Here is a 14,822-nt window from a genome sequence, read left to right as displayed (position 1 = left end):
AACTAGAGTGAAAGAGTAGACTTAGTGCATCATTGAGGGAAGCCGGAGGGCCATCGGCATTCCCGGACCCCCGTTCGGGTCCACCGAAGGGAGGGGCAGACCCATGCGGATCGAGCAGCTCGAGTACGTCGCGGCAGCCATCGAGCACCGCTCCCTGCGCCGGGCCGGCGAACGCCTGCACGTCTCCCAGGCCGCCTTGAGCGAGGGCATCTCGAAGCTCGAGCGCGAGCTCGGCGTCGACTTGCTGGAGCGGCATCGCGCCGGCGTACGCCCCACCGAGACGGGCGCGCTGCTGCTCCCCCACGTCCTGGAGGCGCTCGAGGCGCTCGAGCGCGTACGCACCGCGGGACACGGGCACCAGGCGCTGCCGGTGCGGCTGCGGGTCGGCACGGTCAATGCCGGGACGGCGTCGCTGCTGCTGCCGGCCGCGCAGGCGGTCACGGCGCGCCACGCCGGCACCTCGGTCGACATCCAGAGCCTGCAGCAGGCCGACATCGTCACCCGGCTCGGCGACGGCGCGCTCGACCTCGGACTCATCAACGTCCTCGACGGCGACGACCCGCCGCCCGACCTGAGCCCCGTGCCGCTGCGGACGGGCACGCCGATGGTCGTCCTGTCGACGACCCACCCCCTCGCCGGCGAGTCGTCGGTCGGCATCGACGCCCTCCGGGACGAGCCGTTCATCGGGATGAGGTCGGGCTACCTCATGCACCGCTACGCACACCGGCTGTTCGGCGACGACCTCCCGCGGACCTGGCACACCACCGACGGCGCCGAGATGGGCGCCGTCATGGTGGCCGAAGGGCTCGGCGTGACGATCCTGCCGGACTACAGCGTCAACGGGAGCGCGCTCGAACGTGCCGGGCTCATCACCACCCGACCGATCGCCGGCACCGACGCGACCGTGTCCGTGGTCGCGCTGCACCGGCGGTCGGCGCGGAAGCCGGTGGCGTTGCAGGACCTGCTGATCGAGCTGCGCCGAGCTTCCGACACGACCTATCAGCCAGAGGCAGCAGTCTGATGACTCTGCAACCTCGCCTGCACTCCCCCGCTGATTGCCGGAGTTCTGTGGAACCCGCCATCCTCATTGCCCGCCCGGGCCGTAGCGGGCCTGCGGCGACGGCGTCTAACGTCAAGCCGTGACCCCCGCTGAAGGCGACCCGCGTCCGAACGACGGAGACTTCCGCCCGGCAACTGTCTTCGCCTACGGCGACCCGGCTGCGACAGCCCCTGATGGGCCGATGGCCGACGATCTGGACCTCGGCGACGGCATCACCATCACCCTGATGGCGGAGGGGGCCGAAGACGTCGACTGCCCGTTGTGGGGTCCGCAACTGCTCTTCAGCGACTCTGATGAATTCGTCGAGTTCGGAGCCCCACGAGAGCTGGCTTCAGACATCGCCGCGTGGGCACATGAGCGTCATGTGAACGGCCGAAGTGATCGCTCCGACCTGGCGGCCCTGAAACTCCTGGACCGCTTGGCTGAGGCCTTCAATCGTCGTTACGTGTTCGTGTTTCGTCCTTGACGACAGGCCTGGCCCTCACCCTCCACGCGGGGCAGCAATCTCGGCAGCAACGAGATTGCTGTCACCGCCCTGAGTGTCTGGCCTGGTTCCCGGAAAGAACATGATCCGATGAAACGAAAACCGGCCCTGATGCGATGACGGAGCGGGGCCTCGCTCCTCGTGCGTCCCCGGCGGATGCTGGGGGCGTACTCGCGTCGACGACGAAGGAGGCCCCTCATGTCAGAGTACGCGGGGAAGCAGTTCGTCGGTATCGATCTTCACCGGCGACGCAGCGTGATCGTCAGGACGACCGAGTCCTGGGGAAGAGTTGGAGTCGGTCCGGATCCTCAACGATGTCGAGAGCCTGGATCTGGTGATCGCGCAGCGGGGAGGATCCCGAGGTGGTCCTGGAGGCCACCTACGGCCGGTGCTGGGCGGTCGACGCCCTTCAGGCGGCGGGCGCCATCGTGCACCTGGCTCACCCGCTGGGGGTGAAGGCGTTTGAGTACCGAGGGTGAAGAACGACTTCCGCGATGCCACCGACCTGGCCGACCTGTGCCCGGACGGCATCGCTGTCGCGCGGCCGCTCGTGAAGCGACCGCCCGGTCGTTCGACGGGTGATATGCAGGCATCTCAGCCGTCCGACGCCGAAGCCCTCGCTGAAGTTCTGCGGGGGCTTTCCTACGTCATTCATGTACCTATCACGTACATCGGGCCCGATCGGGCCAGGAATGACTCCGGCCCCTGCCAGCGTTTGTGCTGGTCAGGGGCCGGTTTGTCGGAGCCGCCTGTCGGAATCGAACCGACGACCTAATCATTACGAGTGATTCGCTCTACCGACTGAGCTAAGGCGGCCGACGCCGTTAGACCGGCGACCGCGGAAGCATACCGGGCGCGGCCGCCGGAGGGGGAATCCGGGGGCGCCTTCAGCAGCGCAGGCCGTCCTTGGGGACGATGCCGTCGATCAGGTAGGCGTTGACGGCGTCGTCGATGCAGCTGTTGCCCTTGTTGTACGCCGTGTGGCCGTCGCCGTCGCGCGAGACCAGGACGCCGGACTCGAGCTCCTTGGCCATCGCGACCGCCTCCTCGTACGGCGTGGCAGGGTCGCGCGTGGTGCCGAGGACGACGATGGGGGCGGCACCGGCGCCGTCGATCTTCAGGTCGGGCTCGTCGGTGGAGCGGAAGGGGTCGCCGTTGCAGGCGGTCAGGCCCCAGGCGAACACCTTGCCGAAGGTGGGTGAGGCCTTCTCGAAGTCGGGGTACTGGGACGGGACCTGGTCCGCGGTGATCGACCAGGGGTCGTCGAGGCAGTTGATGACGGAGATCGCCTCGAGGCTGTTGTCGGTGTAGGTGCCGTTCTCGCGCGAGCCGTAGAAGTCGGAGAGCATCAGCAGGGTCGAGCCGTCACCCTTGAGGCCCTTGCGCAGGCCGTCGTCGAGGTAGGGCCAGTTGTCCTTGCTGTAGAGCGGAACGATCAGGCCGTAGAAGGCCAGGCCGACGGTGAGCTTGCGGCCCTCCGGGTCGCCGGTCGCGAGCGGCTGCTGGTCGATCTTCTCGAGCAGGTCCTTGATCGTCGTCACGCCCGCGTCGACGCTCGAGCCGAGGAAGCAGTTGCCGGCGGAGACGCAGTTGCCGACGTAGGAGCGCAGCGCGGTCTCGAAGCCCTTGGCCTGGCTCAGCGCGCCGTCGCGCGACGACAGCGCCGGGTCGACGGCCCCGTCGAGAACGAGACGGCCGGTGTTCTGCGGGTAGAGCTCGGCGTAGGTCGCGCCGAGCCGGGTGCCGTAGGAGAAGCCGAAGTAGTCGAGCTTCTTCTCGCCGAGGGCGGCGCGCAGCACGTCCATGTCGCGCGCGGCCTCGACGGTGCTGACGTGGCCGCCGAGCGTGCCGGAGCGGGCCTTGCAGCCCTGCCAGAACTCCTCGGAGTTGTCCTTCGACTCCTGCACCTCCTGCGGGGTGTCGGGGTCGGGGTCGGCGGCGATGTAGGCGTCGAGCTCGCTGTCGCTCAGGCAGTCGACCGGCGCGGAGTGGCCGGTGCCGCGGGGGTCGAAGCCGACGATGTCGTAGGCCGCCCGCAGCTCGGACCCGAAGTACAGGTTGGCGTCGCGGACCGTGCTGGTGCCAGGCGCGCCGGGACCGCCGGGGTTGATGACCAGCGAGCCGATCCGCTTGCCGGTGGCGCTGGCGCGCTCGAGGGCGAGCTCGATCGAGCCCTCGCCCGGCTTCTGGTAGTCGATCGGGACCTCGAGCTTGGCGCAGTCGTCGGATCCGCACTTCGTCCAGGCGAGCTTCTGGTCGTAGAAGTCGTCGAGGGTGCGGCCGTCGGGACCCTTCGGCGAGGTCGGCTGCTTGGCGGTGTCGGACGGCGACGCGTCGGTGCCGCTGTCGCCGCGGGTCAGCAGGACGACGCCGAGCCCCACCCCGCCCGCGATCACGAGCGCCCAGATCACCACGACCGCAATGATCAGCTTCTTGGTCACGGACGACTCCTCACCGTTGCGGCGCCTTCAGCGCCACCATCATCGACTCCAGCGCCAGGGCCACCGGCACGTTGAACTCCAACATCTGTTCCCGCGCCGCGAAGATCCAACCGATCCGGCGCAGATTGAGCTCGGGGGTGGAGCTGTCGACGATCGACTCCACCTGGTCGCGGATGTCCTCGTTGACCAGCGCGCCCGGCGCCCGGGTGGCGACGGCGATGGCGTCGCGGTAGACCGACATCAGGTCGGTCAGCCCGCGGTCGACGACGTCGAGGTGGCGCCGCTTGGCGCGCGTGCGCTGGGCCTTCTCGAGCGCCGCGAGCGCCGGGCCGTACTCACGCGGACGGCGCCCGCGCTCGACGACGCCGTAGGCCGCGTCGAGGTCGACCTTCTCGCGCGCGTCGAGCTCGGCGGTGATCGCGTCGGCCTCGTCCTTCGCGGCGGCGGCGAGCCGGGTGGCGGCGTCCATGCACCGGCCGAGCGTGGTCAGCCGCGCCGGCATCGAGACGACCTCCTGGCGCCGGTTGCGGACGTCGGCGTCGAACGCCAGCGCCCGCGCCCGGCCGATGTGCCCCTGGCTCGCCCGGGCGGCGTACGTCGCCAGCGCGTCCTCGATGCCGCGGGCCCGCAGGAAGCCGGCGACCTCCTCGGTGGTCGGCGTCGAGAGCGTCACCAGCCGGCAGCGCGAGCGGATCGTCGGCAGCACGTCCTCGACGGTCGGCGCGCAGAGCATCCAGATGGTGCGGCCGTTGGGCTCCTCGATCGCCTTGAGCAGGGCGTTGCAGGCCTGCTCGGTGAGCCGGTCGGCGTCCTCGACGATGAGGATCTGCCAGCGGTCGCCCATCGGGCTCAGCGACGCGCGGCGGACCAGGTCGCGGACCTCGTCGACGCCGATCGACAGCTTGGCGGTGCGGACGACGGAAACGTCGGCGTGCGACCCGGCGAGGACGGTGTGGCAGGCGTGGCAGGTGTCGGGGCAGTCGGGCCCCTGCCCGCCCTGGGGGCACTGCAGCGCCGCCGCGAAGGCGATGGCGGCGTTGGACCGGCCAGAGCCGGGCGGCCCGGTGAACAGCCAGGCATGGGTCATGCCCTGGCCGGCGACCGCCTTCTCCAGGGCGGCGATCGTCGGCCGCTGACCGACGAGGGTGTCCCAGATGCTCACGGCTCCAGTCTCCGGGCCTGGACCAACAGCGGCTCGACCCGCGCCGCGATCTGGTCGGCGATCGCCTCGATCGGTGCGCGCGCGTCGAGCACCAGGTAGTGCTCGGGGTCGTGGGCGGCGAGGTCGAGGAAGGACTGCCGGACCCGCTGGTGGAACTCGAGCCCCTCGCCCTCGATCCGGTCGCGGCCCTCGAACCGGCCCAGGCCGGCCTCCGGCTCGAGATCGAGGACGACGGTCAGGTGCGGCCGCAGGTCGCCGGTGGCCCACCGCGAGATCTCCTCGAGCTCGTCACGGTCGAGCGCCCGGCCGGCGCCCTGGTAGGCGAGCGTGGAGTCGACGTAGCGATCGGTGATCACGACCTCGCCCCGCTCGAGCGCCGGGAGCACCAGCGTCTCGACGTGCTCGGCCTTGTCGGCGGCGTAGAGCAGGAACTCGGTCTTGTTGGCCAGCGCGCCTGTCTCGGGGCTGAGCACGATGCGGCGCAGGTCCTTGCCGACGGGGGTGTCGCCCGGCTCGTGGGTGAGCCGGACGGCGTAGCCCTGCTCGGTCAGCCGGTCGTGCAGCAACCGCGACTGGGTCGACTTGCCGCCACCCTCGCCGCCCTCGAAGCAGACGAAGATGCCGGTGGCGGCGTACTGGCCGGGGTAGGGGGTCACGGGAGCAACCTAGACGAAGCCTCCGACCCGACCGGAGTCAGGACTTCTTGGCGGCCTTCTTCGTGGTCTTCTTCGCCGCGGCCTTCTTGGTGGTGGTCTTCTTGGCCGTCGTCTTCTTCGCGGCGGTCTTCTTCGCGCCCCGCTTGGCGGCCTTCTTGGCCGGGCCCTTCGCCCGGCGCTCGGCCAGCAGCTCGGCGGCTCGCTCGAGCGTGATCTCCTCGACCGAGTCGTCCTTGCGCAGCGTGGCGTTGTACTCGCCGTCGGTGACGTACTCGCCGAACCGGCCGGCCTTCACCACGATCGGCTGTCCGGAGACCGGGTCGTTGCCGAGCTCCTTGAGCGGCGGCGCGGCGGCGGCGCGGCCGCGCTGCTTGGGCTGGCTGTAGATCTTCAGCGCCTCGTCGAGGGTGATGCCGAAGATCTGGTCCTCGCTGGTGAGCGAGCGGGAGTCGGTGCCCTTCTTCAGGTACGGGCCGTAGCGGCCGTTCTGGGCGGTGATCTCCTCGCCGTCCTCGCCGGCGCCGACGACGCGCGGCAGCTCGAGCAGCTTCATCGCCTCGTCGAGGGTGATCGTGTCGAGGGACATCGACTTGAAGAGCGAGCCGGTGCGCGGCTTCGCCGACTTCGGGGCGTCCTCGGGCAGCACCTCGGTGACGTAGGGGCCGAAGCGACCGTTCTTCGCGACGACCTGCAGACCGGTCTCGGGGTGGACGCCGAGGTCGATCTCCTCGCCGGCCGGGTTGGCCAGCAGCTCCTTGGCCTTGGCGACCGTGAGCTCGTCGGGGGGCAGGTCGTCGGGCACGTTGGCCCGCTTGGCGAAGGCGGTGCCGTCGTCGCCGGGCCCCTCGAGATAGGGGCCGTACTTGCCGACCCGCAGCTGGATGCCGTCGTCCTCGGTGCCGACCGGGAAGGTGGCCAGCTCCTTGGCGTCGATCTCGCCGAGGTCCTCGACCAGCCGCTTCAGGCCGGCGAGCTTGTCGGAGCCGTAGTAGAACTCGCTGAGCTCGCTGACCCGGTCCTTCTCGCCCTTGGCGATCTCGTCGAGGATGTCCTCCATGCCGGCGGTGAAGTCGTAGTCGACCAGCCGGGTGAAGTGCTCCTGCAGCAGCCGGATCACCGAGAACGCGATCCACGCCGGCACCAGGGCGGTGCCCTTCTTGTAGACGTAGCCGCGGTTGAGGATGGTGCCGATGATCGAGGCGTACGTCGAGGGCCGGCCGATCTCGCGGTCCTCGAGCTCCTTGATCAGCGTCGCCTCGGTGTAGCGCGCCGGCGGCTTGGTCTCGTGGCCGCTGGCGCTCAGCGAGGCGGCCGAGACGGGGTCGCCCTCCTGCAGGTTGGGCAGGCGGGTCTCCTGGTCGTCCTTCGCGGCGGCCGAGTCGTCGGTGCCCTCGACGTAGGCCTTGAGGAAGCCGTGGAAGGTGATCACGCGACCGGACGCGGAGAAGACGACGTCCTCGCCGGTGCTGGCCGCGCCGCCGAGGCGGATCGTGACCGACTGGCCGACGGCGTCCTTCATCTGCGAGGCGACGGTGCGCATCCAGATCAGCTCGTAGAGGCGGAACTGGTCGCCCTTGAGACCGGTCTGCGCCGGGGTGCGGAAGGAGTCGCCCGCGGGTCGGATCGCCTCGTGCGCCTCCTGGGCGTTCTTGACCTTGTTGGCGTAGGTGCGCGGCGCGTCGGGGAGGTACTCGGCGCCGTAGAGCTCCTGGACCTGGCTGCGCGCCGCGCCGATCGCGCTGTCGGACAGCGTGGTCGAGTCGGTACGCATGTAGGTGATGAAGCCGTTCTCGTAGAGCCGCTGCGCGACGCTCATCGTCACGCTCGCGCTCATGCCGAGCTTGCGGCTCGCCTCCTGCTGGAGGGTGGTGGTGCGGAACGGCGGGTACGGCGAGCGCCGGTAGGGCTTCGCCTCGACCGACCGGACGTCGTACGTCGTGTCGGCGAGGGCGGCGACCAGTGCCTGCGCCCGCCGCTGGTCGAGGTGGACGACGTCGGCCTTGGCCTTGAGCAGGCCGTCGGCGCCGAAGTTGGTGCCGCTCGCGACGCGGGTGCCGTCGACCGTGTGGAGCTTGGCCGGGAACATCCGTACGCCCGGGGGGGCACCCCCCGGGTACCCCCCGGGATAGCCGTCGAAGGTGCCCTCGAGGTCCCAGTAGGAGGCGACCTTGAAGGCCATCCGCTCCTTCTCGCGGTCGACCACGAGCCGGGTCGCGACCGACTGCACGCGGCCGGCGGACAGGCCGGACATCACCTTGCGCCACAGCACCGGCGAGACCTCGTAGCCGTAGAGGCGGTCGAGGATCCGTCGGGTCTCCTGCGCCTCGACCAGGTCGGTGTCGAGCTCGCGGGGGTGGGCGGCGGCCTCCTGGATCGCGGCCTTGGTGATCTCGTGGAAGACCATCCGCTTGACCGGGATGCCCTTCGGCTTCAGCTCGTCGAGCAGGTGCCACGCGATCGCCTCACCCTCGCGGTCACCATCGGTGGCGAGGTAGAGCTCGTCGGCGTCCTTGAGGAGCTGCTTGAGCTTGGCGATGTGGGACTTCTTGTCGCGTGGGACGACGTAGTAGGGCTGGAAGCCGTTGTCGACGTCGATCGCCAGCCGCCCCCACGGCTTGTCCTTGATCTTCGCGGGGGTGTCGGCGGCATTGTTCGGGAGGTCCCGGATGTGGCCGATGGACGACTCGACGACGAAGCCGTCGCCGAGGTAGCCGCCGATGGTGCGGGCCTTCGCCGGCGACTCGACGATCACCAACTTGTGGGACACGGGGACCTTCTCTACTACTCGTGCACTGCCTGATCCGGCGGTTCACGGTAGCGCGTGGGGTGCAGCGGCGTCGTTATCGGCGTCCGTCGCGGACGCTGGGGCCAGCGAGGACCGAGCGGTCTCAGTCGACGGTGATGGCCTTGATGGTCTGCTCCTCCTGGGCGATCCGGGTGCTGTCGCCGATCGGCACGACGCCGAGGAAGACGCCGTACGACGCCGGGTCGCCGGTGTCGACGACGATGACCGAGGTCACATCGCCCTCGGCGGTGACGTCGGGGTTGTCGACGCGGATCTCGGAGGTGATCCGGTACGCCGGCTTGCCGTCGACGGTGACCTGCTCGCGGGTGAGGTCCTTGCGGTCGCTGAAGCCGGCGTAGACGTCCTTGTTGGTGGTCAGGCACTGCATGACCACCTCGGCGGCCTGCTCGGTGCTGTCGAAGCCGTTGGCGCGCGGGAGGCTGCCGACGGCGTACTCGGAGACCCACTTGGCCTCGACCTGCGCGTACTGCACGGGGATGTCGTCGGCGAAGGTCAGCGCCCGGGACACGTCGGGGTCGACGGTGTAGCCGTCGAGGACGGGGATGGTGAGGCCGCCGCCGCTGATCGACGTGGGCGCCGTGCCGGGGTCGGTGGTCGGGGCGGGCTTGCCGCCGGTGCACTGGATGCCGGTGGCGCGGATCGTCTGGGAACCTCCGTCCGAGGGGCCGTCGCCGTGGTCGCCGGCCTTCGGGGAGTCGTCGCCGGTGAGCGCGCGGATCCCGAAGAACCCGCCCACGCCGAGGAGGGCGAGCACCACGATCGCGGCGACGACGATCAGGACGGTCTTGGAGCCGCCGCGCTTGCCGCCCGGGGGCGGGGCCGGGCTCCAGGCCGGCTGGAACTGCTGCGGCTGCTGGGCGTACTGCGTCGGCGCGGGCGGCTGCTGCGGCTGCTGCGGCTGCTGCGGCTGCTGCGGCTGCTGGGGCGCGGCCGGCCCCGACGGTTGCGTGGTCGTCATCTGGCTCCACGCCTGACCGTCCCAGTAGCGGTAGGTGTCGGGCGCGCCCGCCGGGTCGGGGTACCAGCCTGCGTTCGTCACGAGGGTCAGTCTGCCCCAGGAGCGCCGTCGACCGGGGCGAGGAAGCCCTCGGCGACGAGCTCGGCGAGCTCGGGCAGGTAGACCTCGCGCAGGCCTGCCGGGTCGCGGTCGAGCAGCGTGCCGACCGCGTCGACGAGCGGTCCGACGGGCAGCTCGCCGTCGCACGCGCCGGCGACCGCGGCGACCACCGTGTCGACCTGCCGGGCCCGGCGGAAGCCGCGCTGCTGGCGGATCACGATCGTGGCCGGGTCCTCGCCGCCGACCGGGCCGGCCGCCTCCTGGACCACGTCCTCGCGCAGCACCAGCCGGGTCTCGGGTACGACGGACCGCGCGGCCAGGGCCGCGTCGTGCCAGCCGGCGATGGCGGGGGCGATGGGTTGCTCGACGTCGTAGGGCCACTCGAGGAGGTCGCGCACCAGGCCACCGGGGGTCACGCCGGCGCGGCGACGCAGGTTGAGCCAGCCGAAGCCGACACCCGCGACGCCCTGCTGCTCGAGCCAGGACAGCCAGGTGTCGTAGCGGTGGGCGTAGCCGGCAGGGTCGCCACCGGTGGCCGGGTGGTGGCCGGAGTCCTTGAGCCACAGCTCGACGTAGGACGCCGGGTCGAGGACCTCCCGCTGGACGACGAGCGCGTCGCACTCGTCCGGCAGCCAAGTGGCCAGCCGCTCGTCCCACGGCCGGTCGCGCTCGATCACCCAGTTGGCGAGCACCTGGCACCAGCCGCCGTCGGTGAGGTGGTCCGGCGCCGTCCGGACGATGTGCTCGACGACCTGGTCGCCGGGCAGCCCGGAGTCGCGGTAGACGAGGCGCTCGCCGGTGGCGGGCGAGATGACGAACGGCGGGTTGGTCGCGATCAGGTCGAACCGCTCGCCCTGCACCGGCGCGAAGAAGGATCCGTCGCGGACCTCGACCTTGTCGTCGACCTCGTTGAGCGCGGCGTTGAACCGGGCCAATGCGAGCGCGCGCTGGTTGACGTCGGTCGCCACGACCCGGTCGCTGTGGGTGGCCAGGTGCAGCGCCTGGACGCCGCAGCCCGTGCCGAGGTCGAGCGCCGTCCCGACGTCGTGGCGCAGGGTCAGCTGAGCCAGGCTGGACGACGCCGGGCTGATGCCGAGGACGTAGTCGCCGGTCACCGCGGTCGGCGCGCCGTCCAGGCCCGGCGTCAGGTCGCTGACGACCCACAGGTCGCCCTCCTCGGTGGCGTAGGGGCGGACGTCGAGCCGGGCCGCGACCTCCCCCACGGACTGCGCCAGCGCGCCCGCGTTGGCGAGCCGGTCGACGAGCCCGGGCAGCGCGCGCTCGGCGTCGGCGACGGGGACCGCGGCCTGCAGCAGGAAGAGCCGGACGAGGGTGGCGAGCGGGCCGCCGTCCGTCGTCCGGCGCAGGCCGGGCGTGGTCTCGTTGCGCGAGAGCGCCTGGTGAGCCTCCGGGCCGAGCAGCTCGCTGACGGCGTCGTAGGTGAAGTCGGCGTCGAGGAGGGCTTCGCGGAGCGGGGCGGCGAGGGCGACGGGCAGCACGGGAACACGCTAGACGGTCGCCATTTCGCGGACGCCGACACGTCAGATCTGCCAGAGTCTGTCCGATCTGAGCAGTGCACGACTGATGAGATCCAAGGAGACCCCCATGCGCTTCAAGCTCCTGATGGCCACGCTCGTCGTGACCCTGACCGGCCTCGTCGGCCCGGCCGGCATCGCCCAGGCGACCGCCACTCCGGCCGCCGCGGCCGCCGCTGCCGACGCGGCGTCGACGCTGCACGCCCGCCCGTGCACGCGCACCAGCAGCGGGACCTGCATCCGCGGCGGGCAGTTCTGCCCGCGGTCCCAGTACGGCCGGAGCGGCTGGGACGCGCGCGGCCGGCGGTACGTCTGCAAGGGCAGCCGCAGCCACCCGCACTGGATGCGCCCCTGACGCAGGGCCGTCCTGCCGTGGGGCGCCCCTACGGCAGGACGCGGGCGGCGCGCGCGATCCCGCGACCGGCGACGACGGTCCGGTAGCGACGGGAGGTGCGCGCGCCGTACTCGATGGTGGTGGCGACGCCGTCGCGCGCCGGCCGCGCGTCGTACCAGCCGGTGAGGGTCGGCGAGACCGTGCCCGACGGGTTGCCGACACCGAAGAACCGGCGCGGCAGGTGCAGGTTGCGCGAGAGGCGTCGCTCCCAGCGGACGTCGCGCCCGCCGCGTCCGATGCCGTGCAGGGGCTGGTGGATGGACGCGACGTAGTCGGGCCGCACCCGCTGCAGGAACGCCAGCATCGCGCGGGTCTCGGGCTCGCTGGCCGCGCGCGGGCCGCCCCACGTCCGGCTTCCGCGCTGCGTGTGCCGCCAGCCGCTGGTCGGCCAGTTGCGGTTGAGGTCGACGCCGCGGGCGTTGACCCGCGTGTTGCGGGCGTTGCCGTCGGGGTTCATGGTCGGGATCACCCAGATGCCCGTGCCCGCCTTCGGACGGACGTGGTCGCGGACCCAGCGCGCCGTCGCCGGTCCGGCCTTCTCGTCGCCGTGCATCTGGCCGAGCAGGACCAGGACGTGCGGCGCGTCGGCGTCGCCGCGGTAGTAGGCGCGGATGGCCCGGCCGCGGGTCGAGCGGCCGATGGTCTCGGCGTGCTCGACGTACGACCGGGCGGTGACCTGCCGGGTGACGTCATGGGGCGCCGTGGCGTGCGCGGGGACGGCGGGAACGACCAGGGTCGCTCCCGCCGCCACCAGCGCCGCAAGTACTCGGCGCAAGGTCAGGCCGACTCCATCGCGGCCGGCTCCGACGCCCCGTCGTTGAGCGAGGACGTGCGCTGCTTGGAGACGTAGACCGCGGCGAAGATGCCCGCGGCCGCGGCGAGCGCGATGAGGATCCGGACGACGTCGTTCTTGCTGCTGCCGTAGGACAGGCTCACCACGGCGCCGACGATGAGCAGCGAGACCAGGTTCATCACCTTCAGCAGCGGGTTGATCGCCGGGCCGGCGGTGTCCTTGAACGGGTCGCCGACGGTGTCGCCGGTGACGGTCGCGGCGTGCGCCTCGGAGCCCTTGCCGCCGTAGTTGCCGTCCTCGACGAGCTTCTTCGCGTTGTCCCACGCGCCGCCCGCATTGGCGAGGAAGACCGCCATCAGCGTGCCGCAGGCGATCGCGCCGACGAGGAAGCCGGCCAGCGGACCGACGCCGAGGCCGAAGCCGACCGCGACCGGCGCCAGGATGGCGAGGATGCCGGGGGTGGCCAGCTCACGGAGCGAGTCGCGGGTCACGATGTCGACGACCCGGCCGTACTCGGGACGTCCGGTGCCCTCCATGATCCCGGGGATCTCGCGGAACTGGCGGCGTACCTCGTAGACGACGGCGCCCGCCGCCCGTCCGACCGCGTTGATCGCGAGACCGGAGAAGAGGAAGACCACCCCCGCGCCGAGCAGCGCGCCGACGATGAGCTTGGCGTCGAAGACCAGGAACTTGTCGGTGATCGCGCTGCCGGCCTCCTCGAAGGCGCTCTGCGTGTACGACGCGAAGAGCGCGCTCGCCGCGAGGACGGCGGTCGCGATCGCGATGCCCTTGGTGATCGCCTTCGTGGTGTTGCCGACCGCGTCGAGCTCGGTGAGGATCTGCGCGCCCTCGGCGCTCACGTCGCCCGACATCTCCGCGATGCCCTGGGCGTTGTCGGAGACCGGGCCGAAGGTGTCCATCGCGACGATGACACCGACGGTGGTCAGCAGTCCGCAGCCGGCGAGGGAGACCGCGAACAGCGCCAGCCCGGTGGATCCGCCGGCCAGCAGGGCTGCGCCGAAGACCGCGCCGCCGATGACGATCGCGGTGTAGACGGCGGACTCGAGGCCGACCGAGAGGCCGGACAGGATGACCGTCGCGTGGCCGGTGAGAGAGGTGCGGGCGACGTCGTTGACCGGGCGGTGCTCGGTGCCGGTGAAGTAGCCGGTGAGGGCGAGGATCGCGGCGGCGAGCACGATGCCGATCGCGACCGCGCCGGCCGCGAAGACCGGCGGGGCGAGGTCGGCGCTGACACCGGTGCCGAGCTCGCTCCACGTGCCGGGCAGGTAGAGGAAGGACGCGATCGCGCTGGCGACCAGGCCCACCGCCGCGGACAGGTAGAAGGACCGGTTGATGGTCCGCAGGCCGTTCTCGCCCACGCGCGGCTTGGTCAGGTACACACCCGCGATCGCGGACAGCGCGCCGATCGCGGGGACGACCAGGGGGAACACCAGGCCCTTGTCGCCGAATGCCTGCGACCCGAGGATCAGCGCGGCGACCAGGGTGACGGCGTACGACTCGAAGAGGTCGGCCGCCATGCCGGCGCAGTCGCCGACGTTGTCGCCCACGTTGTCGGCGATCGTGGCGGCGTTGCGCGGGTCGTCCTCGGGGATGTTCTGCTCGACCTTGCCGACCAGGTCGGCGCCGACGTCGGCGGCCTTGGTGAAGATGCCGCCGCCGACACGCATGAACATCGCGAGCAGCGCGGCGCCGAAGCCGAATCCCTCGAGGACGTTGGGCGCAGTGTCCTGGAAGACGATGACCACGACGCTGGCTCCCAGCAGGCCGAGGCCGACGGTGGCCATGCCGACGAAGGCGCCGGTGCGGAAGCCGATGTTCATCGCCGGCTCGCGGCCCCGCTCGTTGGCGGCGGCCGCGACGCGCAGGTTGGCTCGGACGGCGAGCGACATGCCGAGGTAGCCGATCGCGCCCGAGAAGGAGGCGCCGACGAGGAAGAAGATCGAGCGGAAGATCCGCGTCGCCCATTCCGAATGCAGGCCGCTCGCGCCGTCCGCCGAATGCGCGGGGAGGGCGAGCAGGACGATGAACGCGATCGCCGCGAAGACCGTCAGCGTCTTGAACTGACGGGTGAGGTAGGCGTTTGCTCCCTCCTGCACCGCCTGGGCGATCCGCTGCATGTTCGCGGTGCCCTCGCCGGCGCGGAGGACCTCCGATCTGAACAGCACGGCCATTCCCAGCGCACCGAGAGCGATCACGGTCACGATCGCCACCAGGGCGAGGTCGCCCCCGGTGACTTCGACATCGACGACGAGCGGACGGGGCATACGACTGCCTCCTGGGGAGTTCAGCTTCGGCCGCGGGGGCCAGGTCTGAGATCGTGCCCGGAGTCTACGCAGAGTGTGGCGCAGAACACATGGAGGATGTGAGGCGCGTCACACGCGACTTCACTTCTTGCTGTCGCCCGAGCGCGCCG

General features: G+C 71.1%; 12 protein-coding genes and 1 tRNA gene. 4 read left to right on the top strand and 9 right to left on the bottom strand.

Annotation, left to right across the window (positions count from 1 at the left end; translation table 11 throughout):
* Positions 1–103 precede the first annotated feature (103 nt).
* The 3 genes from AB4880_RS21795 (at position 104) to AB4880_RS21785 (ending at position 2,319) form a co-directional block, all read left to right on the top strand.
* Entirely contained in the window at positions 104–1,021 is a 918-nt protein-coding gene (locus tag AB4880_RS21795) for a LysR family transcriptional regulator (protein WP_367921315.1), read from the top strand.
* Positions 1,022–1,139: 118 nt separating this feature from the next.
* Entirely contained in the window at positions 1,140–1,526 is a 387-nt protein-coding gene (locus AB4880_RS21790; RefSeq protein WP_367921314.1) for a hypothetical protein, read from the top strand.
* 493 nt (positions 1,527–2,019) lie between these two features.
* Positions 2,020–2,319, top strand: coding sequence for a hypothetical protein (locus AB4880_RS21785; RefSeq protein ID WP_367921313.1), 300 nt, complete (start codon positions 2,020–2,022; stop codon positions 2,317–2,319).
* On the opposite strand, the gene AB4880_RS21780 is transcribed toward AB4880_RS21785, so the two are convergent.
* From AB4880_RS21780 to AB4880_RS21750, 7 genes are all read right to left on the bottom strand, one after another.
* Positions 2,288–2,360 (bottom strand) — tRNA-Thr (locus AB4880_RS21780). The genes AB4880_RS21785 and AB4880_RS21780 overlap by 32 nt on opposite strands.
* Before the next feature lie 71 nt (positions 2,361–2,431).
* Positions 2,432–3,985, bottom strand: a complete 1,554-nt coding sequence (locus tag AB4880_RS21775; protein WP_367921312.1) for an alpha/beta hydrolase — start codon at positions 3,983–3,985, stop codon at positions 2,432–2,434.
* 10 nt (positions 3,986–3,995) lie between these two features.
* Positions 3,996–5,147 (bottom strand): DNA polymerase III subunit delta', encoded by a 1,152-nt coding sequence (locus AB4880_RS21770; protein ID WP_367921311.1) that lies wholly within the window; start codon positions 5,145–5,147, stop codon positions 3,996–3,998.
* Positions 5,144–5,803 carry a dTMP kinase gene (gene tmk, locus AB4880_RS21765; RefSeq protein ID WP_367921310.1) on the bottom strand — a complete coding sequence of 220 codons (660 nt, stop codon included), beginning with the start codon at positions 5,801–5,803 and terminating at the stop codon, positions 5,144–5,146. Before tmk ends, AB4880_RS21770 begins: the two co-directional genes overlap by 4 nt.
* Before the next feature lie 37 nt (positions 5,804–5,840).
* The gene (topA, locus tag AB4880_RS21760) at positions 5,841–8,570 is read right to left on the bottom strand and encodes a type I DNA topoisomerase (protein WP_367921309.1); all 2,730 of its coding nucleotides are present in this window, start codon (positions 8,568–8,570) and stop codon (positions 5,841–5,843) included.
* A gap of 121 nt (positions 8,571–8,691) precedes the next feature.
* Positions 8,692–9,648: a DUF2510 domain-containing protein gene (locus AB4880_RS21755; RefSeq protein WP_367921308.1), complete on the bottom strand. Its 957-nt coding sequence runs from the start codon at positions 9,646–9,648 to the stop codon at positions 8,692–8,694.
* Between the two features lie 5 nt (positions 9,649–9,653).
* Entirely contained in the window at positions 9,654–11,165 is a 1,512-nt protein-coding gene (locus tag AB4880_RS21750; protein ID WP_367921307.1) for a DUF7059 domain-containing protein, read from the bottom strand.
* 106 nt (positions 11,166–11,271) lie between these two features.
* On the opposite strand from AB4880_RS21750, the gene AB4880_RS21745 reads away from it, so the two are divergent.
* On the top strand, positions 11,272–11,556 hold the full coding sequence (locus AB4880_RS21745; RefSeq protein WP_367921306.1) for a hypothetical protein: 285 nt from the start codon (positions 11,272–11,274) through the stop codon (positions 11,554–11,556).
* Positions 11,557–11,584: 28 nt separating this feature from the next.
* Here the strand turns inward: AB4880_RS21745 and AB4880_RS21740 are convergent, their stop codons facing one another.
* Both AB4880_RS21740 and AB4880_RS21735 read right to left on the bottom strand, forming a co-directional pair.
* The gene (locus AB4880_RS21740; protein WP_367921305.1) at positions 11,585–12,370 is read right to left on the bottom strand and encodes a DUF2817 domain-containing protein; all 786 of its coding nucleotides are present in this window, start codon (positions 12,368–12,370) and stop codon (positions 11,585–11,587) included.
* A 2-nt stretch (positions 12,371–12,372) separates the two neighbouring features.
* The gene (locus AB4880_RS21735) at positions 12,373–14,673 is read right to left on the bottom strand and encodes a sodium-translocating pyrophosphatase (RefSeq protein WP_367921304.1); all 2,301 of its coding nucleotides are present in this window, start codon (positions 14,671–14,673) and stop codon (positions 12,373–12,375) included.
* Positions 14,674–14,822 lie beyond the last annotated feature (149 nt).

Source organism: Nocardioides ginsengisoli (genome assembly GCF_039537225.1).
Taxonomy (GTDB): Bacteria; Actinomycetota; Actinomycetes; order Propionibacteriales; family Nocardioidaceae; genus Nocardioides; species Nocardioides ginsengisoli.
Note: the sequence above shows the minus strand (reverse complement) of the source record. Positions and strands in the feature narration are given on the sequence as shown.